The sequence below is a fragment of the Pseudomonas sp. Irchel 3A18 genome (assembly GCF_900187465.1).
GTDB classification, from domain to species: domain Bacteria; phylum Pseudomonadota; class Gammaproteobacteria; order Pseudomonadales; family Pseudomonadaceae; genus Aquipseudomonas; species Aquipseudomonas cichorii.
The window spans coordinates 243,377-263,980 of sequence record NZ_FYDI01000005.1; the positions used below are offsets into that span (position 1 = coordinate 243,377).

Below are 20,604 nucleotides of genomic sequence, written 5' to 3' on the forward strand. Positions count from 1 at the left end.
TATGTCGCGTTTTTTCATTGACCGCCCCATTTTTGCCTGGGTGCTTGCCATTATCGTGATGCTGGCGGGCGTCATGTCGATCCTCACCTTGCCTATCGCGCAGTACCCCAGCATTGCCCCGCCGGCAATAGCCATCACCGCCACCTACCCCGGCGCGTCGGCGAAAACCCTGGAGGACAGCGTCACCCAGGTCATCGAGCAGAAGATGAAGGGCCTGGATCGACTGAGCTATATGGCGTCGACCAGTGAATCCTCGGGCACTGCCACCATTACCCTGACATTCGAAAACGGCACCGACCCCGACACCGCACAGGTACAGGTGCAGAACAAACTGTCGCTGGCCACACCACTGTTGCCGCAGGAAGTTCAGCAACAGGGTGTCACGGTTGCCAAGTCGGCAACCAACTTCCTCAACGTGCTCGCCTTCACTTCCGAAGACGGCAGCATGAGCGATACGGACCTCGCCGACTATGTCGCGGCCAACGTGCAGGAAACGATCAGTCGTCTGGATGGCGTCGGCGACACCACCCTCTTCGGCTCTCAATACGCCATGCGCATCTGGCTCGATCCGAACAGACTGATCAATTTCGGGCTTACGCCCATTGATGTCTCCAACGCGATCAAGGCACAGAACGCACAGGTCTCGGCCGGTCAGTTGGGCGGCTTGCCACTGGCTCCGAACCAGCAGATCAATGCGACCATCACCGCCCAGACCCGGCTGAAGACCGCCGAGGAGTTCAGAAACATTCTGCTGCGCACCCAGACCGATGGCTCTCAGGTACGCCTCAAGGATGTCGCCCGAATCGAGCTGGGAGCCGAGTCTTACACGACCTCCAGTCGCTACAACGGCAAACCGGCGACAGGTCTGGCCATCAAGCTGGCTCCGGGCGCCAACGCACTGGACACGGTCAAGGCAATCGATGCCAGCCTCGCAGAACAGGAGAAGTTTTTTCCGCCCGGCATGAAAGTGCAGAAGCCTTATGACACGACGCCTTTCGTGAGGATCTCGATCAAGCAGGTCGTTCAGACGCTGGTCGAAGCCGTGGCGCTGGTTTTCCTGGTGATGTTTCTGTTCCTGCAGAACCTGCGCGCCACATTGATCCCGACCATCGCGGTGCCTGTGGTGTTGCTGGGCACCTTTGGTGTACTGGCGGTTTTCGGGTTCACCATCAATACATTGACCATGTTCGCCATGGTCCTGGCCATTGGCTTGCTGGTGGATGACGCCATTGTCGTGGTGGAGAACGTCGAACGGGTCATGGAGGAAGAAGGCCTGCCTCCCAAGGAGGCCACACGCAAATCCATGACACAGATCAGCGGTGCGCTGGTCGGCATCGCTCTGGTTCTGGCCGCAGTGTTCGTTCCGATGGCTTTCTTCGGGGGCTCGACCGGCGTGATCTATCGCCAGTTCTCCATCACCATCGTTTCGGCCATGACCCTGTCGGTGCTGGTGGCATTCGTACTGACTCCCGCACTCTGCGCGACAATGCTCAAACCCTCTCACGGCCTGACCAACAAAGGATTCTTTGGCTGGTTCAACCGCACATTCGACCGGGGCAACAAGCGCTACCAGGGCGTCGTGACGCACATGCTGGGCAAGGGACGCCGATATATGCTCGTCTACGCGGTGCTGCTGGCCGCTGTCGTGTTCGGATTCAGCAAGCTTCCGGGCGGTTTTCTCCCTGACGAAGACCAGGGCACCTTGTTCGCGCTGGTCCAATTGCCACCGGGCGCGACACAGACCCGCACCGATGAGGTCCTGCGAGAGGTCGAACACCATTTCCTGGTGGATCAGAAAGATTCGGTCGAGGGCATGTTTGCTGTCATGGGCTTCAGCTTTGCCGGCAGCGGGCAGAACGTCGGCTTTGCTTTCGTCAAGCTACGTCCATGGGACCAGCGGACCGGCAAGGATCAGAGCGTCACGGCTGTGGCGGCAAAAGCCGGTGCTTTCTTTGCCAGCATCCGGGACGCCAGGGTGTTTGCCTTCGCGCCACCTGCGGTATCTGAACTGGGCAACGCATCGGGCTTCGATCTGATGCTGCAGGACAAGGCCAACCTCGGTCACGAAGCACTCATGCAGGCGCGCAACCAGTTGCTGGCCGACTTGAGCAAGGATGATCGACTGGTCGCCATACGCCCCAACGGTCAGGAAGACGCTCCGGAATTCAAACTGGAGATAGACACGCACAAGGCTGAAAGCCTGGGCGTTTCGATTGATGACATCAATACGGTATTTTCCAATGCCTGGGGCAGCAGCTATGTAAACGACTTTATCGACAAGGGCCGCATCAAGAAGGTGATGCTGCAAGGTGAAGCCACCTACCGGATGCTGCCGGAAGACATCCGCCGTTGGTATGTGCGAAACAGTGCTGGCACCATGGTGTCGTTCGATGCCTTTTCCAAAGGCGAGTGGATGCTGGCTTCTCCACGCCTCGAACGCTACAACGCCGTACCGTCGGTGGAAATTCTCGGTATGGGAATGCCCGGACGCGCCTCAAGCGGCGAAGCCCTGCAGATCGTCGAGGCGGCAATCGCAAAGCTGCCAGCAGGTATAGGTTTTCAGTGGACCGGCATTTCCCTTCAGGAAAAAGCCTCCAGCGGCCAGACGACACTGCTCTACAGCCTGTCGATCCTGATCGTGTTCCTTTGTCTGGCAGCACTTTATGAAAGCTGGTCGATCCCGGTTTCGGTGCTTCTGGTGATTCCTTTGGGCGTATTCGGCGCACTGCTGGGCGCAATGCTGACCTGGAAGCTCAATGACGTGTATTTCCAGGTCGCCCTGCTTACTACCATCGGCTTGGCTTCAAAGAACGCCATTCTGATCGTCGAGTTTGCCAAAGAGCAGCACGAGGCCGGAAAGAGTCTTGTGGAAGCCGCACTCGAAGCCGCCCGCATGCGCTTGCGACCGGTCTTGATGACATCGATTGCTTTCATCCTCGGCTGTGTGCCTCTGGTCATGAGCAACGGTGCCGGATCAGGCGCACAAAATGCCCTGGGAACAGCGGTGATTGGCGGCATGCTGTCCGGGACGATCCTGGCGATCATCTTCGTTCCGCTGTTTTACGTGATGGTGTCGCAACTGTTCCATGGCAAACGAAGCCCTGAACCAGCACTGCCGGATACCTTGAAAGAGACTTGAAAAATCTCATCGGGCTCAGTGGGCACAGGTCGTGAGACCGGTACTCACTGAGCCGCCAGCTTTCCACATCTGAACGCCAGACACCCAAAAGCGACAAACGGCAGCCTCTGTTCCCCCTCAAAGCGACGAAAGGTCTAGTCAGGTGCTATTCAGAAAAGTTCCGTAGGAGTACTTTTGGATCCAATGAAAGTGCAGTTCATCCGCAGGAGCACCGATGAAAATTCAATCTTGTTTGCTGGCACTCTTGATCCCCGTTTTCTCTGCCCATGCCGCCGAGAAAAACATTATCGTTCCCAGCGATCCGAACGGAAACTACGCTCTGGTAGAAAAAAGCGGAAACGCCGGGAAGCGTGTAGTCGTCACCAAACGTGAAGGTTTTCTGGGCGTGATGTATTCAAAGCGCGTCTATGACTGCCAGAACCGTACGGTGAATCTGGTGGGTACCGGAGCAACGCTGGAGATCCTGGAACAATCGCGCCCGGTCAGTGGCATGGGCCCGATCATTCGAGACTCAACGGCTGAAGATATTCATGCCGAAGCCTGCAGTTGACCAGACACCGAAAACAAAAAGGGGCGCCTTCAACAGGCGCCCCTTTTTTTGTGCCTAGAGCCAGGCTTTTATCTGCTGGCTGACCGCGTTGGTTGATATCCCGTAACGATCATGAAGGGTCGGCAAGGCGCCGGCATCCAGGAAGGCATCCGGCAAGGCAATCTGCCGGAAGGTCGGGGTTACGCCATTGCGCAGCAGTACACCCGCCACCGCTTCACCCAGACCACCGATGATCGAGTGGTTTTCAGCCGTCACCACCAGTCGACCCGGTTTACGGGCTTCGGCCAGGATGGTCTGCTCGTCCAGCGGCTTGATGGTCGGAACATGCAATACCGCCACGTCCACACCATCGGCCTGAAGCTGCTTGGCCGATTCCAGGGCGCGCATGGTCATAAGGCCTGTGGAAATGATCAACACATCATTACCGGTCCTGAGGGTTTTCGCCTTGCCCAGTTCGAAGGTGTAGCCATATTCGTCCAGCACCAGAGGCACGTTACCCCGCAGCAGACGCATATAGACCGGGCCCTGATGCGCAGCGATTGCAGGTACTGCCTGTTCGATTTCCAGGGCATCGCAAGGGTCGACGATCATCAGGTTCGGCATGGCACGGAAGATCGCCAGATCATCGGTGGCCTGGTGGCTTGGGCCGTAGCCGGTGGTCAGGCCCGGCAAACCGCAGACGATCTTGACGTTCAGGTTCTCTTCGGCAATCGCCATGCAGATGAAGTCATAGGCACGACGCGAAGCGAACACCGCATAGGTGGTCGCGAACGGTACGAAGCCTTCCCGGGCCATGCCCGCTGCGGCACTCATCAGCAATTGCTCGGCCATGCCCATCTGGTAGAAACGCTCGGGGTGCGCCTTGGCGAAGATATGCAGGTCGGTGTATTTCGACAGGTCGGCAGACAGCCCGACGATGTCCTGACGCTGATCGGCCAGGGCCGCCAGGGCATGACCGAAAGGAGCCGAACGGGTCGCCTGCCCTTCGGAGGCAATCGAGGCGATCATGGCCGAGGTGGTGAGGCGTTTCTTCGGCGCTTCGCTGCCAGGCGTGGTGTTTTTCAAAGTGCTCATACGGTTCTCCCGGCTTCCAGCCCAGCGTCCAGATTATCCAGTGCGATATTCCATTCATGTTCATCCACACGAATGAAGTGGGTCTTTTCACGGTTTTCCAGAAACGGTACGCCCTTGCCCATGCGGGTATCGCAAATGATGACCCGCGGCTGTGCTGCGCTATGGTTGCGCGCTGCATCGAAAGCCTTGACCAGCGCGTCAAGATCGTTGCCGTCCACCCGCTGGGTGAACCAGCCAAAGGCCTGCCAGCGGTCGACAATGGGTTCGAAGGCCAGAATTTCGCTGGAATAGCCGTCGGCCTGCTGGTTGTTCACATCGACAATGGCGATCAGGTTATCGAGCTTCCAGTGAGAGGCGGACATCACTGCTTCCCAGGTTGAGCCTTCATTCAATTCGCCATCGGACAGCAGGTTGTAGACGAAGGACGAGGATTGCTTGCGCTTGAGGCCCAGGCAGGCTCCTACCGCGATACCCAGCCCGTGGCCCAGTGAACCACCGGTGATTTCCATGCCCGGTGTATAGGCAGCCATTCCTGACATCGGCAGGCGGCTGTCATCGGAGCCGTAGGTTTCCAGCTCATCGGCAGGAATGATTCCGGCCTCGATCAATGCGGCATACAGAGCAATCGCATAGTGGCCGATGGACAGGTAAAAACGGTCCCTGCCCTCCCACTCCGGGTCTTCGGGCCGATGGTTCATGGAGTGGAAGTAGGACACCGCCAACAGGTCGGCAGCACCCAGCGCCTGGCCGACATAGCCCTGGCCTTGAACCTGCCCCATGAGCAAAGCATTACGGCGAATATTCAGAGCACGTTGCGCCAAGGTCAGGGCGCCGGTCGATGTATCAATAGCAGTCATTCGGGAAACTCCTCAACTTAGCGGTTGACCAGTGCAGCCGGGACACGCAGCACCAGAAAGGCACCAAAGATCAGCACGCCTGTAATCAGGTACATGCCAATGGCACTGGAGCCTGTAGTGGTCGTGATCCAGCCGATCAGATAGGGGGAACAGAAGCCGGCAAGGTTGGCGAAGCTGTTGACCGCCGCGATGCCAGCCGCTGCCGATACGCCACCCAGCAAGGTGGTGGGCAGCATCCAGAACAGCGATGACGCGGACAGGATTCCGGCGGCTGCCAGGCACAGGCTCATGATCGACAGCAGCAGATTGCCGCCCATCAAGGCTGCCAGACTCAGGCCTGCCGCCCCGGCGATCATCGGGATCACCAGATGCCAGCGCCGCTCGCGATGCTTGTCACCGCTACGCCCCATCAAGAGCATCGCGACGATGGCGCAGATATAAGGCACGCTGCTCAGCAGGCCGATGTGCAACGGGTCGGACACCCCGGCATTACGCACCAGCGTCGGCAACCAGAAGGTGATCGCGTACTGGCCCATGACCACGCAGAAGTAGATGCCCGCCAGCAACCACAGACGCCGGTCGCGAATAAAGGCACCTGTGGATTCATGGACGACTTTCTGGCTGTTGTCTTCTTCAAGCTCACGCAGGACCAGCGCTTTTTCCTCGTCATTGAGCCAGGTGGCCTGATGCACGCCGTCCTTGAGATAGCCCAGTACCATCAAGCCGACCACAACGGTGGGAATGGCTTCGATGACGAACATCCATTGCCAGCCCGCCCAGCCGTGGTAACCGGCAAAACTGTTCATGATCCAGCCGGACAGCGGCCCGCCAATCATTCCGGAAAGAGGAATGGCGACAAACCACAGCACCGTCATGCGCGCACGACGATAGGACGGAAACCAGTAGGTGAGGTACAGCAGCAGTCCCGGAGCCAGGCCGGCTTCGGCAACCCCCAGAAGGAAGCGCAGCACATAGAACTGCCAGGCGGTTTCGACGAAGGCAAACAGCGCCGAAATGATCCCCCAGGTGATCATGATGCGGGCGATCCATATCCTTGCGCCGACACGGTGCAGGATGATGTTGCTGGGCACCTCGCACAGGAAGTAGCCGATGAAGAACATGCCTGCACCCAGGCCATAGACCGCTTCACTGAGGGCCAGGTCGTTCATCATCTGCAATTTGGCAAAGCCGACGTTGACCCGATCCAGATAGGCGCACAGGTAGCACAGCATCAGAAATGGCATCAGCCGCCAGGCGGTCTTGCGATAAGCGTTGGAGCGCACGGTGGTGACCGCGTCCGCAGACAAGGTGGTCGTTGTCATGATGGTCTGATCTCTTGTTTTTATTGACCGCCAGGCTCGTGACCCGGCGGTATCATCGATACAGAACAGTACGGGCAGGATGGGCCCGCCCGGTTTAGTGAATCAGCATGCCGCCATTCACATCCAGGGTAATGCCGGTCAGGTACGAAGACAGATCGCTGGCCAGGAACAGTGCCGCATTGGCCACATCCTGAGCCACGCCCAGACGTCCGAGGGGAATGCCGTCGATAATCGCGTGGCGACGCTCATCCTGCATCAGACCGCCAGTGATGTCCGTATGGATCAGGCCTGGCGCAATGGAGTTGACCCGCACATTGTCAGGTCCCAGCTCACGCGCCATGGCCTTGGCCAGCCCCAGTACACCGGCCTTGGCCGCGCTGTAATGAGGACCGCCGAAGATACCGCCGCCACGCTGGGCGGAAACCGAAGACATGCACACGATGCTGCCGCTGGCCTGCTTGCGCATGGCCGGAATCACCGCCTGAGACATGAGCAATGTGCCGCGCAGGCTGACATCCAGCACCTTGTCGTAATCGCTGCGACCGATGTCGAGGGTCTTGAGTGGCTGAGTGATGCCAGCGTTGTTGACCAGCACGTCGATGCGGCCGAAGTGTTCCAGAACGCGGGCAACGGCCTGAGAGACATGGGCTTCGTCCGCCACGTTGGCGGCCAGCCCCAGATGGCCTTCGCCCAGAGAGGCGGCAGCGTCACGGGCGGCAGACTCATCCAGATCCAGAATGACCACGCGGGCGCCCTGTTGGGCGAACGTGACAGCAGTGGCTCGACCAATGCCGCGTGCAGAGGCGGCGCCGGTAATGATTGCAATCTTGTCTTGAAGAATCATGGGCAGGGTTCTCCTGAATTGTTTTTATTGGATCGACCCGTGTCGAATCGATGGCCCAGCTTGTGCCCCACCCCGGAGCTGAGCAATAACGCGACTTTCAGCAAGTGCTGAAAAAAAATCAGCACTCGGGAAATGAATGAGTGATATTTGAGTGCAAAGAAAAGCTGAGCAAGGCCGGAAACAGCATGCATACCCCAGGCGACCCTTCACTCAATCTGCCACCGCTCAAGGCCATTCAAGCCTTTGAACAGACTGCCCGCTTCGGCAATGTGGCGCGAGCCGCCGAACAGCTCAACCTGACGCCCTCGGCTGTGAGCCATCAACTGGCCAAACTGGAATCGATGATCGGTCGCCAGTTGTTCCTGCGCACGGCAAGAGGCGTAAGCCTGACACCTGTGGGCGAACAATACCTGTCGGAAATTTCAGGGATACTGCACAGCTTCGCCGTGGCCACCGAACGGGCTGCCAGTGATATCAGCCTGGACTGCCTGCGGCTGCATTCAGCACCCAGCTTCGGCTTTCTGTGGTTGATGCCGCGCCTGGAAAAGTTTCGCCAGAGTAACCCCGATATTCAGTTGAATCTGTCGTGTTCCTACGAATCCCTGCATTTCAGCCGCGACAAGATCGATGTGGACATTCGCCATGGGCTGCCCGACTGGCCAACGCTGGAAGTGCGCACGGTGCGCAACGAACAGATCGCGGTCATGGCCTCACCTGCCCTGCTGCACAGGAGTCCCATCCATAGTGCAGCAGACCTGCTCGGCAGCCCGCTGATTCTGTCCGAAGCAACGCTTATCAAATGGCCACAATGGTTTGCCCGGCACGGCCTTTCCCGCCCGGAAAAGCCCTACCCGCTGAGTTTCGACCGCTCCTACATGGCCCTCGAAGCCGCCAGCCAGGGTCTTGGCTTTGCCCTGGAAAGCACCCTGCTGGCCCAGAAGTATCTGGCCAGAGGCGATCTGGTGGTTGTATCACCAGAGGCACTGAGCGCGCCGATTACCGCTCACCATCTGGTATTCCCCAAGGCACATGCCAATTTTCCAAGGGTGAAACGATTTCTGGAGTGGATGCAGGAAGAGTTGGGCGGGGATTTTTCGTATTGAGGCAGGCAATGCCCGGGCAAGTCTGTCTTGCTTCGCTCTCCATGCGACATGTACGATTTGCCATCACTCTCTCGGCAATCCGCTCACCCAAGGAAGGATCATGCGTTTCGTCAACTTCATCAGTGCCCTGCCAGAGAACTTCAAGGCAGGGACGCGCCAGCGAGTAAAGCGACTCGTCGCAGAGATGTCCCCGGGGTTCAAACCGCATACCCCGACTCTACGAGACAATAATGTCTTGCCTCTTTCAATGTATGAGGCAGGCATTTCAGACACTCGACATCAGGACTGTCACCGCGGCCATTTGATCGCCCTGGAGTTTGGCGGCCCCGAACACTCGGGAAATCTGGTCCCGATGTATGGGGCGTTCAACTCTGGCGGTATCTGGCGCCAATTTGAACGTGAGCTCGAAATATGGGTCAACGCCGCCGGTGGCAACTGCGAAGTCACCATCGTCTGCGATTACGCCATTGATCCTGCCGAGGATCAGCGTGTGCCCACAATGTTTATGATCACAGTGAGAGTCATGAATGGCCTGCAGACGGGACGCACCCACACATGGCCTATTACTCACACCAAACCGGTACCGGTCGTCAGCGGTGCCGACCCGATCAAGAAGGCTGAATATCTGGCGCTTATTGCCGAAATGACAAATCTGGGCTGGGATATCAAGGACTATCTCAGTACCGCAGATTTTCCTTCCTATCGACGCATGCCCCTATTCCCCACCGCAGCCAAGCCATACGCCTTCCTCGATTATGCAGAGTGGAAAGCCGTCAAGGACTACCCGCAAGCGCTTGAGCATTGGAACAACGGCCTAATACTGGCTCAGGCCTCAGAATTCACAAGCTCACAGATCGCAACCATCCGCGCAGTCAATCGCGTACTCAATGACGGATTCCTGATAAGCGACTCACCGAACGACCCTGTACACACCGACAGATATCGCATACCGGGCCAGCCACTGGGTCTGCTGGTCGAAGGCGGGCATGACCTGACGCCTCAGGTCGATCACGTGATTCCCAAGTCTGCCAGCGGAGCCGCCTCCTATAGCAACGCCATGCTCATCAGCGCCAAGCACAACAGCGACAAGCGCGCACGGATAAACGATGATGACAGCAAATCCCTATATGGCATCATTCGTGGCACCGGCCGCATAAAGAAAAAAAGCTATAAATTCAGTCCCTACTGAGCAGACTGCTGCACGTTTCTCGAAACAGCCAGGCACTCGAACGCATGAACAGTCCGGGCATACGGACAAGACGATGAACACGTCAACGCATACTGGAAACGGACTGCTCCACGAATACAGCGTTTATCGCCCCGCCTCTAAAGCACCCCCAACAACGCCCAGACCCTTCTTGCCTCGGCATCGGATGTAATCAGTTCCGAAAGCAGTTCCTTGAGGGGTTTGTTGCCCCACTCCACGCCTTTGCGGATCAGGTAAGGCACCGGGCTGTGGGGTTCGTTGCGGGCCAGATAATCGGCAATCAACAGTAATTGCCGATAGGCCTCTTCACGATTGCGTGGCTCGCTGAAGGCTCGTGCTCCGGCGTTCGACTCAAGCGGGGTATCAAGCGTCATGTCGGCTGGGGCCTCTTCGGTTTCCGGCGGCAAGGGTTGCGGGGGGTGCATGGCGATGAATTCCTTGAACAGTGACGCCAGGGATACCAGCGTCTGTTTCAGGGGCGCGTACGACGGGCCATCCTCGGCAAAGTACTGAGTGCTCCAGTTGTCCAGCGCCTCCAGTTTCTGCAACGCCGCCTGGGTGACTTCAAAGCTGCTCAACCACCAGGCAACCGGCGTGGCACGTACCCGTTCATTGATTCGGGCCTGGTCGCCGGCAGCGTTTTCGGCCGCTATTTTGGATGCCTTGCTGTCGTTGACCTGCACTCGGTTGCGTTGCAGTTGCTGCCAGTCACTCAGAACATAACCGGCAAACTCGCCTTCCCGACTCTCGAACAACTGGAATTGCGTGCGCAGCAGTTCGGTATAGCGACGCACGATCCACTCAAGGGGCGTCGCTCGCCATGACAAGTCACCATCGGCGGGTTGTGGGTGCAACTCCTGCGGATAGCGCTCGCACAAGCCGATCAGCAGGCTCAACGCATCAATGATTCCCGGCCTGGCATCCTTGTGCAGCCAGGCTTCGCCCAGCCAGGCGGCGATCATCAGGTCCTTGCTTTCCTTGAGCAGTACCGAGGTCGCAATGGATTCCACCTGCCCCCAGTCGGCCCGTTTGATGTCCGCCTGCCAGACGCCCATCGGCAAACTTGCATCGTCTTCGCGACGCAACTGTCGCAAGCGATCGTAGATAGGCTCGTGGCGCAGGTTTACGCCGCAGGGCGAGTGACCAAACAGGGGCTCCAGCAGTTCGCTGACCCGTGACGAAAGCTGACTCATCGATACACTCCAGCATCAACTACAGAACGAGGGGCCGAGCCGAATGGCGAGCGAGGTGCCTGCACCGGCAAGGGTTGAATCGACAACGGGGCCTTGCCGCCCTGGCTCATCAACGACAGGCGCACGAACATCAGGGTCTGGTTTTCTTCATTGGCCGGCGCATGGACCGGCACTTCAAGCGACAGCGGGAATTCCGTGTAATCGACGTTGGGCTGACGTTGCACCGACACATGGGCGCTCATCAGGCGCAGCAACGACCACGGCCCAAGGTATTGCCACTCGGCTTCCAGCCCGCTGACACGCAAGTCGGGCTGCAATGGATCGTTGACCGGACGCTGAGTGCCATCCCGGGCCCAGCGCAGGATCAGGCTCAGCGGCTGACCGACATTCCAGTGCAGGACCTGCTGCGCCTGGCCCGGATAGCTGATTTCACGGTTCCCTGAAACCAGTTTCCAGCTGATGACCTGATCGGCACCACGCTCACTGTCACGATCGGTGCGCCACTGGATTTCCATGTCCGCGCCCACCAGACCGGCCTTGTCGCGCAGCAGCAGAGCACCAAGCCAGGGTCGGGCCAGCTTCAGGCGTTCAAGAAACTCGGCAGCCGCCGCGCGGTCGCGGGACTGGGCATTCTTGAGCCCGTCCTGAGCCTGAGGCAATCGCTCGTCGATCAGGGTCAGGAAGTGCTGAACACGCGCCGGGTCGGCATCCGCCGCGCTCAAGTCATGGGCGAAGGGGAAACGCCCCGACAGGTATTGATTGAAGTAACTGGCCAGTGCGTTCCAGGCGGCGGTGCCCTGCTGCTGTTGCAAGAGCTGGCAACGGCGCAGAGCCCCTTGTTGCAAGGTCAGCCAACGCTGAGTCAACTGCCCGGTACTGACCGGCACATTGGCCGACTGCAAGATGCCCAGGCAAGTGTTCTCGTCCATGTCGTTGAAGTCACGACTGAGCAACTGAGTGATCAAGGCTGGAGAACTCGACGGGTTCTGCGCCTTGTACTTGTTCATTTCCTCACTCAGAGAGGCAAACCGGGTCACTTCCTCGACGCTGACCATAGGCAGGTTCTGCAACTGAGTCTTCAGCCATTCCACGGCCGGTGCATGTTGCTCGGTGATCTTGGAGATCACTGCGAACTGCTGGTCCAGACCGCGTTTGAGATCCTGGGCATCCGTGGCTCGCAACAATTGCAGACCAAAGTTCTTACCGCCATCCCATTCACTGATGTCAGCACGATCCCGGAACAGCGGTTGTTCAAGCACCATGTCGGTCGCCGTCGAGATATCCGCCAGTGCGACCCGGTTCAGGTAGTTCTGAAGGCTGATAGCGAGCTGGGGATGCTTGAGCTCGATAAAGGCCTTGTGCAGCGCCAGTGCCTGATCGGTGCGGATATCGAAAAGCCGGGCGTCCTCCTCAGATCCCGACGAAGACGCATGGGTACTCAGGCTCGACCACATGGAATCGGCGGCAGCCTCTTCGGCGGTGCTCAACATGGCCGGGCGATACATGGCCGGAATATTCGGCAGTTCTTCACGGGCATACAGCTTGTAGCTGTTGTAGTGATTCAGGGCGATGCTCAGGCCGTCGTTATCGATATGCTGCGCCGGCCCGTTTTCACCACGGCCGTCCTGACGCAACGCGCTGGCCACGAAGTCGCGGCGCAGCAACGAATTGATGGCCGCATGCAGTTGCGAAACCCGCTCCTGCAAGGTCAGTTGCCCACTGCCACTCTGGGTCAGCAGACTATTGCTTGCGGCGCCCTGAGCGATCCATTGCCCCTTGAAACTGTGCTGCAACTGGGCCGCCTGGCTTTCAAGCTCCTGGGCCACCTGCGGCCCCAGCAACTTGCTTTGCCTGACACTGTCCATCATCGCCAGATAACCAGGCACCAGTTCCTGCCCCTTGCCACGGCTCCAGGTGGCGTTGGTCAGGTCGATGACTGCCTGCAAATCGTCAATCAGGTCCTTGATGCGCTCCAGTTCTTCAAGATCATTCTCGGTACTCGACTCCAGACGCTCCAGATGCAGCTTGAGATAACCAGCGGCGGTGATGAAGTTGTCCGCCCGGTAATATTGAACCAGCCACTTCTCCATGAGCTTGGTGAAGTTGGTGGTCACTTCCTTGCGATGAGCCAGAAGGTCCAGCGGTTGCAGAGATGAAGCGCCCTTCTCCACCATCAGCCGGTTGTAGAACGACTCGCGATGCAAGGTGCCCGCATTGAGATTCAGGCCCAAGGCGCTATTGCTCAGGGGCACCAGTTCTTCCAGCGGGGTTTTCTGGTTGCTGAAGGACAGGCTGTACAGATTGCTCATCTGCTCCAGACGTGTTGCCCGCTCTACCAGATCCCTGGCTTTGACGTAACTCTGCCATAGCGCTGGGTCATCGCCCTCTTGAGCGGAGCGCCGGTCACTGTCGGTGATCGCCAGCAATTCGTTGGTCTGGGCCAGCAGCAAGTCATGCAAAGGCTGGCGCATGTGGCTCATGGACATGTGCCGCAATACCCCGTCCAGACGGGTATCCAGCGAGGAAAACCAGGAGCTTGGATAAACCGGAGAAGCGAAATGCCAACGCGGCGCGTTCTGCAGAACATTCCAGAATGCCTGCACATTGCTGCGGGTCAGTTCCTGACGGTGCGCGTCATCGTTGACCTGCACGTAATTGCGCTGAGCTTCCTGCAACAGGCGGGACAGCTCGTCGGCTTCATCGATCGAATAACGCCAGACCCAAAGCATGGAAATGACCCAGATCACGCCAAAGATCAGCGCACCAATGGCCGTGACCCGCTGCCAGCGCCGACGCAGATGCAAAAGGCGCGGCACAGGTTGCGCAAGGCCGCGCTCGGCATTGATGCGATGCTGCCAGAGCATTGAGGCGAAGACGCTCTGCATGAGCGGCGCATCGGTTGCCGACAGAGTTTCATGACCCGGAGCCGATGCCTGATCCGCGGTGAAGTACAGCCCCCGAAAACATACCGCCTCGCCCTGGGCATTGCCCTGAAAGACCGGCTCCAGCAGCATTTGCAGAGAGCGGCGCAAATCCTTCAGACGCTCGGGCAGGAAACTCAGCTCACCACTCAAGTGGCCCGACAACGCACCCACCTGAACAATGGCTTCCGAAAGTGCCTGCACCACGGAATCGAGCGCAGTATCGCTCCACTGGGATTGCCAGACCATTTCCGGGTCATAAGGCGAACTCCAGCCCAGAATCTGCTGGCGGGTGTCCTGCGGCAAGGCCATGACCAGATCCTGAAAGCCGGGAATCTCGTCCATGCCGTTGATCACGACATACACCGGCACACTGAGCCCAAGGCGTTGCAGCAGATCGATAAAGCGCCGACGCGCCGCCAGCCCAAGCGAGGCCGCACGCTCGCCATCCAGAAGATCGGCTGCGCTGATGTTCCAGATCACCCCGTCCAGCGGGCGCTGACCACGGATGCGCAGCAACAGGCCCAGCAGGCTCGCCCAGCCGTTACCCTGAAGCTTCATGCCTTCTTCGGGCATGAACAGCGACTGCGGCACAACCAGCACCGCGCCTTCGGGATCGGACCACCAACGGCCAAACCATGCGGGCTTGTCCGTTGGCGAAAGATTCCAGGCCGAGCACAACTGGGAGCCCTGAGCCTCATCGCCCACCATCAACAGCCAGGAAGTCTGGTAGTGATCGCGCACGCCCTGGTCCTTCTCCATCTGGCGCACGGCAAAATGGAAACTGCGAATCGCCGCACCGCCACGGGTACGCAGCCACCCGATGCACAACAGCACAATCAGCAGGACGACAACGATGCCGATCACCCAGCCCAGCATGGCCAGCGTCATGACAGGTTCTCCACAACCACAAAAGGTGTCGCCAGATGCAGAACCGGCTCCAGACGCTGGCCGATGTCATGCCAGAACAATTGACCGATACCGATAAACAACAGTGTGAACGCCAGAATCACCAGCCCCAGACGCAAGCCGTCAGGCAATGATTTACGCAACGGCAACTGGCGCGGCGCGACGCTGGAAGGTTCGGCCAGCAACTGGCTGACGTTGGCGTAATCCGGCTCGCGCTGGCGGGTGAAGGTAAACAGCGCGTGACGCCATTTTTCGTGCAGCGCCTGACCGCGCTCCCCACGCAAGTGCCCGTGAAAACCGAGGATCAGGCACAGCAGGTAAACGTTGCCCAGATCCCGATTGGTGGAAACCTGCTCATCGAGCAAGCGCTTGATTTCCAGTGGCAGTCGCTGACCGGCCTGGCGACTTGAATACAGGCGCGATTCAAGGGGCTTTTCCTGCCAGGCGCTCTGCCCTGACCAGTCAGCGTACAGCAGGGTTTCATCCACCAGTGCGACAAAGGCATAAACCATGGCTTTCATTTGCTGAGTCGCGGAATCCCCTACATTGGAGAATGCATTGCGCCACAGTAGGCGCGTGATCCGGGTCGACAGTTCGGCCACGGTCTCGACCAGCTTCGGGGTATCTTCGCCACTCTTGTCCAGTTCGTTCCAGGCGGTCAGCCATTGCTGCCACGCCTCACGAAAAGCGCTACTCAACGGCGCATCCTGCATGGCACGCACCCGCGAAACGGCATTCCCTTCAGGCATACGATTTCCCTACCGTACTCAGGCGGATTCGTTGGTGGTTTTGTCGATGAACAGAACGACTTGCCAGGGGCTGACCGCGCCTCCTGAAATGGATGAAACGATGTGTAACGGCTGCGTCGGGTCGAACCACTCGCCACTGGCCTGGATGACAAACAGCCGCGTGTCATCGCCCATGCTGTAGGCAACCTGTTCCTGACGACTCATCGCCTGATGGGACAAACCGCTCATGCGCTGGCGTGCCAGCACCGGAATGTGCGGCCCGGAAGCGATGATTGCCCTGCCCAGCCAGTCGGTTGCTGCCTGCGCAGCCGCACCGGCCGGCATGCGCAAGCCGACCACCAGTCTTTGGCGAGGTTTCTGCTCGGGCAGCGTAATGGAAAAGACATGGTCGGCCTGCTCGAAAGGCACGCTGCGAAAGCCGACTCGCACCTGCTCCAGAGTGCGCTCCAGCCAGGTCAGCACCTGATCGTAGCCGCGATACAGATCGAGAAAGTCCAGCGGCGCATAAGCAGGCACACCCGAAACCGGGTCCAGTACCGACCAGCTACCGGTCATTCCGAGCAACAGCCCATGCAGCCCCTGGGCCGTGGCGACCCGGCTGCTCAAGGCACCTTCCACCTCGGGCAATCTGGCCCAGAGCGCAGCGGATTGCAGACGGATTTCCTCGGCATCGTCCTGATTACCCGCCTGCTGGGCCTGACGCAAACGTCCGGCCAGAAACATGCATTTTTCACGGGTGCGGGCGCACAACTCGGCCACGCGACGCCCCAACAAGGACTCAGGCAGGATCAACGGTGTCGGCGCGACATAGGGCAATTGAACGAAACCGCCACCTTCTTTACGCACATGCAGCAGAGGCAGGCAGATGGAGTCGGCCCTGTTGGCCTCGGTGACCAACCGTGGATTGGGTCGCCAGACAGTGATGGTTTCCGGGTTCTCGCCACTGGCCAGATCCGGCAGCGAATCGCCGAGCACCGATTGCAGGCGGCCCTTGAGCGGCAACAACTGACCGGCGCGCCACAAGGGGCTGATCGCCAGATAGACCATCACGGTCGAAGTGGCGGATGCTGCAGCCGCCTCATTGATATCAAGTTCCACCATCGGCCCGGATCCGGCACGAATGCTCAGGGGCATGCCATCAGGCAAGGTGGCGTCCAGCGCCAGGATGCGAACCTGCCCGGCAAACAGGGCCGAAGGATCCAGATCAAGATTCGAAACACCCCAGTACCAAGGGTTCGATGCCTGGGCCAGATGGGCTGCCAGCGCTTCGGACCGCAAGCCTTGCAACTGAAAATGCTGGGGCAGCAATTGCATGCCTTCGTGCCAGCAGACTGCATCAGGTAGCACGCTCATAAAGTTTCCTTGACATCCTGTGTGTGGCGCATGGTCAGTGCGACGCAATACTCAATGAACATTTTCGTCGAACAGCGTCATTTCCCGGCTATCGAATTTCAGCCATATCCTGCGCTGACCATCGAGCCGCAGGCGGTGCGCGCCGGGCGTATTGTAATTGGCAAAAACCAGCAGCCCCATGGAGGGCTTACCGTCCAGCGGGAAAGTACCCGATTCGATCAGTTGCCCCGGCACCAGCTCCATGCCCCAGACAGCCATGAGCTGGCGGTAATCGCGGCGGTATTGTTCACGCTCGCTGAACCACTGGCTGGCGGTCAGGCCGGACAGTTTATTGAGCAGGTCGGGGTCATTGACGGAGATGAAATCGACAGCGACAGGCGAGTCATCGTTGGCGCGCAGGGCTACGTCCAGGACGAGTGAGTCGACACTTACTTTTGGATCCAAAAACGAACAACCCGTGAGCGTGAAAACAGCCATCAATACGGCAATCCATTGTCGGTATTTGAACTGTTTTACGATCATGATTGTCCAAGAAAAATTTTGTATTGCTTTTGGGCGTTCCTGTTATAGCATCAAGGCCAATTCGCCACCATGACGAATTTAGACGATTGCAGAAATAGATCCGTGCGGATCTGTTCTGCGGTCAAGCAAGGGAATGCGAGCATTGGGAAACCGTTGCATTGCGCCCGCCTTATGCATCGGAGTTCAGCCACCATGGCCGAGAGTACTCAGCACAAGCTAGACAGGGTTCGCCCGCCTCGTGTTCAGATCACCTACGACGTAGAAATCGGTAATGCCATCGAGAAAAAGGAACTGCCACTTGTAGTCGGCATTCTGGCCGACCTGTCAGGCAAACCTGATGCTCCTCCTGCAAAACTGATCGATCGACGTTTCGTTGAAATCGATCGCGACAACTTCAACGAAGTGCTCGCCTCCATCGCTCCACGTGCGGCCATCCAGGTCGACAACACCCTCAGCGGCGACGACAGCAAGCTCAACGTCGAACTGCGCTTCGGCCATATCGACGATTTCGATCCCATCAACCTGGTCAAGCAAGTCACGCCTCTGCGTCGCCTGCTCGAAGCCCGTCAGCGTCTTCGTGACCTGCTGACCAAGCTCGACGGCAATGACGATCTGGACAAGCTGCTTCAGGAAGTCGTCGCCAATACCGAAGGTCTGCAACAGATCAAATCAGCCCGTCCTGAAAGCGAAACGGGAGCGCCACAAGCAGGTACCGGCACAGCCGAAGAGTCGCCTGCCGAGCCGCAAGCCTGATTGTCATTGCCCACCCATTCGCTGAGGATTAACCATGGCCACATCAACCAGCGCTGAGAATCAAGGCAGCGGAGGCTCAACCCAGACATTGTCCCTGCTGGACAAGATCATCGCCGAAGGCCGCATGGCGCATGACGACAGCCAGCAAGGTTACGCTCGCGACATGCTTGCCGAGTTCGCCACCCAGGTCCTTGATGAAGGCATGGCGATCGATAAAGACACCGTCGCCATGATCAACGACCGCATCAGCCAGATCGACTCGCTGATCAGCGACCAGCTCAACGAGATCCTCCATCACGAGGACCTGCAAAAGCTCGAAGCATCATGGCGCGGCCTGCACTCACTGGTGCAGAACACCGAAACCAGCACCCGCCTGAAACTGCGCCTGCTCAACGTCTCGCAGAAAGAACTGCAGACGGATCTGGAGAAGGCTGTCGAGTTCGACCAGAGCGCGCTGTTCAAGAAAATCTACGAAGAAGAATACGGCACCTTCGGTGGCCATCCGTTCAGCGTCCTGGTGGGCGACTACACCTTTGGCCGTCACCCGCAGGACATCGGCCTGCTGGAGAAGCTGTCCAACGTTGCAGCCGCCGCCCACGCGCCGTTCATTGCCGCCGCCAGCCCGCGCCTGTTCGACATGAGCAGCTTCACCGAACTGGCCGTGCCTCGTGACCTGGCCAAAGTGTTCGAGAGCCAGGAACTGATCAAGTGGCGCTCCTTCCGCGAAAGCGAAGATTCGCGCTATGTCTCGCTGGTACTGCCGAACTTCCTGCTGCGTCTGCCTTACGGCCCGGACACCAGCCCGGTGGAAGGCATGAACTTCGTGGAAGACGTCACCGGCACCGACCACAGCAAATACCTGTGGGGCAATGCGGCCTGGGCTCTGTCCCAGCGCATCACCGAGGCCTACGCCAAATACGGCTGGTGCGCAGCGATTCGAGGTGCTGAAGGCGGTGGCGCGGTTGAAGGCTTGCCAGCGCATACCTTCCGCACGTCCTCGGGCGATATCTCACTCAAGTGTCCGACCGAAGTGGCGATTACCGACCGTCGCGAGAAAGAACTCAATGACCTGGGTTTCATCTCGCTCTGCCACAAGAAGAACAGCGATGTCGCTGTGTTCTTCGGCGGCCAGACCACCAACAAGCCCAAGCTCTACAACACCAACGAAGCCAACGCCAACGCCCGGATTTCTGCGATGTTGCCGTACGTGCTCGCCGCCTCGCGTTTCGCTCACTACCTGAAAGTGATCATGCGCGACAAGGTCGGCAGCTTCATGACCCGCGATAACGTTCAGACCTACCTGAACAACTGGATCGCAGATTACGTACTGATCAACGACAACGCGCCCCAGGAAATAAAGGCCCAGTACCCGCTGCGTGAAGCGCGCGTGGACATCACCGAGGTTCCCGGCAAGCCTGGCGCCTACCGTGCCACGGTGTTCCTGCGTCCGCACTTCCAACTGGAAGAACTGACCGCCTCGATCCGTCTGGTCGCCAGTCTGCCACCGCCGGTAGCAGCCTGACCCTGAGTCCTGCGGGCCTGGCTCGCAGGACGTCTCCCCCACTTTCTTTTTGACAATTTGCAGGAGTTACACCCGATGGATGCGATCATTCTGGATCTGGGTGACGATATTAAAGGCGACAGCATGCTGGAAGGCTTCACGGACAAGATCGAAATCATGTCCTACAGCCATAACGTTGCCATGCAAGTGACCAACGACGTCAGCAACTCGGAGCGTACTTCGGGTAAACCCCATGTCGGTGAGTTCACCCTGACCAAGTTCGTCGACAGCTCGACGCCCAACCTCAACAGCTACTGCTGTGCGGGCAAGCCGATCACCACCGCCAAGATCACCATTGGCCGCAACGCCTCGGAAGGCAGCGGTCAGATCATGCCGTTCATTGTCTACACCCTGGACAACGTGGTGCTGTCCAACGTCAGCGTCAGCGGCGGTGCTGGCGGCAAGCCGGTGGAAACCATCTCGCTGAACTTCACCAAGATCAAATGGGAACTGACAGCCCAGAAAGACGATGGCACCAAGGAAGGCGTGGCTGGCACCAGCTGGGACCTGGCCGCCAACAAGAAAGCCAGCTGAGAAAGGTAACTCG

16 protein-coding genes are annotated in these 20,604 nt (G+C 58.7%); 7 read left to right on the top strand and 9 right to left on the bottom strand.

The window, feature by feature from the left end:
* The first annotated feature begins 1 nt into the window (after position 1).
* Together CKW23_RS12005 and CKW23_RS12010 are read left to right on the top strand one after the other, a co-directional pair.
* A complete protein-coding gene (locus CKW23_RS12005) occupies positions 2 to 3,139 on the top strand; it encodes an efflux RND transporter permease subunit (RefSeq protein ID WP_095067619.1) in 3,138 nt (1,045 codons plus the stop codon).
* Positions 3,140 to 3,353: 214 nt separating this feature from the next.
* Positions 3,354 to 3,689, top strand: a complete 336-nt coding sequence (locus tag CKW23_RS12010; RefSeq protein ID WP_095067620.1) for a hypothetical protein — start codon at positions 3,354 to 3,356, stop codon at positions 3,687 to 3,689.
* A 54-nt stretch (positions 3,690 to 3,743) separates the two neighbouring features.
* On the opposite strand, the gene CKW23_RS12015 is transcribed toward CKW23_RS12010, so the two are convergent.
* The 4 genes from CKW23_RS12015 to CKW23_RS12030 all read right to left on the bottom strand — a co-directional run bounded on the left by CKW23_RS12015 (position 3,744) and on the right by CKW23_RS12030 (position 7,786).
* Positions 3,744 to 4,763: a transketolase family protein gene (locus CKW23_RS12015; protein WP_095067621.1), complete on the bottom strand. Its 1,020-nt coding sequence runs from the start codon at positions 4,761 to 4,763 to the stop codon at positions 3,744 to 3,746.
* Positions 4,760 to 5,620 (bottom strand): transketolase, encoded by an 861-nt coding sequence (locus CKW23_RS12020; RefSeq protein ID WP_095067622.1) that lies wholly within the window; start codon positions 5,618 to 5,620, stop codon positions 4,760 to 4,762. Before CKW23_RS12020 ends, CKW23_RS12015 begins: the two co-directional genes overlap by 4 nt.
* 17 nt (positions 5,621 to 5,637) lie before the next feature.
* Entirely contained in the window at positions 5,638 to 6,942 is a 1,305-nt protein-coding gene (locus CKW23_RS12025; RefSeq protein WP_095067623.1) for an MFS transporter, read from the bottom strand.
* Positions 6,943 to 7,036: 94 nt separating this feature from the next.
* Positions 7,037 to 7,786 carry an SDR family NAD(P)-dependent oxidoreductase gene (locus CKW23_RS12030; protein WP_025259759.1) on the bottom strand — a complete coding sequence of 250 codons (750 nt, stop codon included), beginning with the start codon at positions 7,784 to 7,786 and terminating at the stop codon, positions 7,037 to 7,039.
* Between the two features lie 185 nt (positions 7,787 to 7,971).
* Between CKW23_RS12030 and CKW23_RS12035 the strand changes: the two genes are divergently transcribed.
* Together CKW23_RS12035 and CKW23_RS12040 are read left to right on the top strand one after the other, a co-directional pair.
* The gene (locus tag CKW23_RS12035; RefSeq protein WP_025259758.1) at positions 7,972 to 8,889 is read left to right on the top strand and encodes a LysR substrate-binding domain-containing protein; all 918 of its coding nucleotides are present in this window, start codon (positions 7,972 to 7,974) and stop codon (positions 8,887 to 8,889) included.
* A gap of 100 nt (positions 8,890 to 8,989) precedes the next feature.
* On the top strand, positions 8,990 to 10,078 hold the full coding sequence (locus CKW23_RS12040) for a DNA/RNA non-specific endonuclease (RefSeq protein ID WP_025259757.1): 1,089 nt from the start codon (positions 8,990 to 8,992) through the stop codon (positions 10,076 to 10,078).
* Positions 10,079 to 10,215: 137 nt separating this feature from the next.
* On the opposite strand, the gene tssA is transcribed toward CKW23_RS12040, so the two are convergent.
* The 5 genes from tssA to CKW23_RS12065 are packed head-to-tail and all read right to left on the bottom strand — an operon-like array spanning position 10,216 to position 17,743.
* Positions 10,216 to 11,289: a type VI secretion system protein TssA gene (gene tssA / locus CKW23_RS12045; RefSeq protein WP_095067624.1), complete on the bottom strand. Its 1,074-nt coding sequence runs from the start codon at positions 11,287 to 11,289 to the stop codon at positions 10,216 to 10,218.
* Positions 11,286 to 15,101: a type VI secretion protein IcmF/TssM N-terminal domain-containing protein gene (locus CKW23_RS12050; RefSeq protein WP_025259755.1), complete on the bottom strand. Its 3,816-nt coding sequence runs from the start codon at positions 15,099 to 15,101 to the stop codon at positions 11,286 to 11,288. The genes tssA and CKW23_RS12050 overlap by 4 nt, the downstream gene beginning before the upstream one ends.
* A complete protein-coding gene (locus tag CKW23_RS12055) occupies positions 15,098 to 15,868 on the bottom strand; it encodes a DotU family type IV/VI secretion system protein (RefSeq protein ID WP_025259754.1) in 771 nt (256 codons plus the stop codon). Before CKW23_RS12055 ends, CKW23_RS12050 begins: the two co-directional genes overlap by 4 nt.
* Positions 15,869 to 15,886: 18 nt before the next feature.
* Positions 15,887 to 17,221, bottom strand: a complete 1,335-nt coding sequence (tssK, locus tag CKW23_RS12060; RefSeq protein ID WP_025259753.1) for a type VI secretion system baseplate subunit TssK — start codon at positions 17,219 to 17,221, stop codon at positions 15,887 to 15,889.
* 51 nt (positions 17,222 to 17,272) lie between these two features.
* On the bottom strand, positions 17,273 to 17,743 hold the full coding sequence (locus CKW23_RS12065; protein WP_025259752.1) for a hypothetical protein: 471 nt from the start codon (positions 17,741 to 17,743) through the stop codon (positions 17,273 to 17,275).
* A 192-nt stretch (positions 17,744 to 17,935) separates the two neighbouring features.
* Here CKW23_RS12065 and tssB point away from each other — a divergent pair, with 192 nt between their 5' ends.
* The 3 genes from tssB (at position 17,936) to CKW23_RS12080 (ending at position 20,591) form a co-directional block, all read left to right on the top strand.
* On the top strand, positions 17,936 to 18,496 hold the full coding sequence (gene tssB / locus CKW23_RS12070) for a type VI secretion system contractile sheath small subunit (RefSeq protein WP_025259751.1): 561 nt from the start codon (positions 17,936 to 17,938) through the stop codon (positions 18,494 to 18,496).
* A 34-nt stretch (positions 18,497 to 18,530) separates the two neighbouring features.
* Complete coding sequence (tssC, locus tag CKW23_RS12075) at positions 18,531 to 20,018, top strand: type VI secretion system contractile sheath large subunit (RefSeq protein ID WP_095067625.1); 1,488 nt, start codon at positions 18,531 to 18,533, stop codon at positions 20,016 to 20,018.
* A gap of 75 nt (positions 20,019 to 20,093) precedes the next feature.
* A complete protein-coding gene (locus CKW23_RS12080) occupies positions 20,094 to 20,591 on the top strand; it encodes an Hcp family type VI secretion system effector (RefSeq protein ID WP_025259749.1) in 498 nt (165 codons plus the stop codon).
* The last annotated feature ends 13 nt before the right edge of the window (positions 20,592 to 20,604 follow it).

Coding starts and splice junctions, on each gene's coding strand:
- CKW23_RS12015 (WP_095067621.1), bottom strand. CDS start 4,763: ATGAGCACTTTGAAAAACACCACGCCTGGCAGCGAAGCGCCGAAGAAA.
- CKW23_RS12050 (WP_025259755.1), bottom strand. CDS start 15,101: ATGACGCTGGCCATGCTGGGCTGGGTGATCGGCATCGTTGTCGTCCTG.
- CKW23_RS12080 (WP_025259749.1), top strand. CDS start 20,094: ATGGATGCGATCATTCTGGATCTGGGTGACGATATTAAAGGCGACAGC.
- CKW23_RS12030 (WP_025259759.1), bottom strand. CDS start 7,786: ATGATTCTTCAAGACAAGATTGCAATCATTACCGGCGCCGCCTCTGCA.
- CKW23_RS12065 (WP_025259752.1), bottom strand. CDS start 17,743: ATGATCGTAAAACAGTTCAAATACCGACAATGGATTGCCGTATTGATG.
- CKW23_RS12020 (WP_095067622.1), bottom strand. CDS start 5,620: ATGACTGCTATTGATACATCGACCGGCGCCCTGACCTTGGCGCAACGT.
- CKW23_RS12010 (WP_095067620.1), top strand. CDS start 3,354: ATGAAAATTCAATCTTGTTTGCTGGCACTCTTGATCCCCGTTTTCTCT.
- tssB (WP_025259751.1), top strand. CDS start 17,936: ATGGCCGAGAGTACTCAGCACAAGCTAGACAGGGTTCGCCCGCCTCGT.
- CKW23_RS12005 (WP_095067619.1), top strand. CDS start 2: ATGTCGCGTTTTTTCATTGACCGCCCCATTTTTGCCTGGGTGCTTGCC.
- tssK (WP_025259753.1), bottom strand. CDS start 17,221: ATGAGCGTGCTACCTGATGCAGTCTGCTGGCACGAAGGCATGCAATTG.
- CKW23_RS12040 (WP_025259757.1), top strand. CDS start 8,990: ATGCGTTTCGTCAACTTCATCAGTGCCCTGCCAGAGAACTTCAAGGCA.
- CKW23_RS12025 (WP_095067623.1), bottom strand. CDS start 6,942: ATGACAACGACCACCTTGTCTGCGGACGCGGTCACCACCGTGCGCTCC.
- tssC (WP_095067625.1), top strand. CDS start 18,531: ATGGCCACATCAACCAGCGCTGAGAATCAAGGCAGCGGAGGCTCAACC.
- tssA (WP_095067624.1), bottom strand. CDS start 11,289: ATGAGTCAGCTTTCGTCACGGGTCAGCGAACTGCTGGAGCCCCTGTTT.
- CKW23_RS12055 (WP_025259754.1), bottom strand. CDS start 15,868: ATGCCTGAAGGGAATGCCGTTTCGCGGGTGCGTGCCATGCAGGATGCG.
- CKW23_RS12035 (WP_025259758.1), top strand. CDS start 7,972: ATGCATACCCCAGGCGACCCTTCACTCAATCTGCCACCGCTCAAGGCC.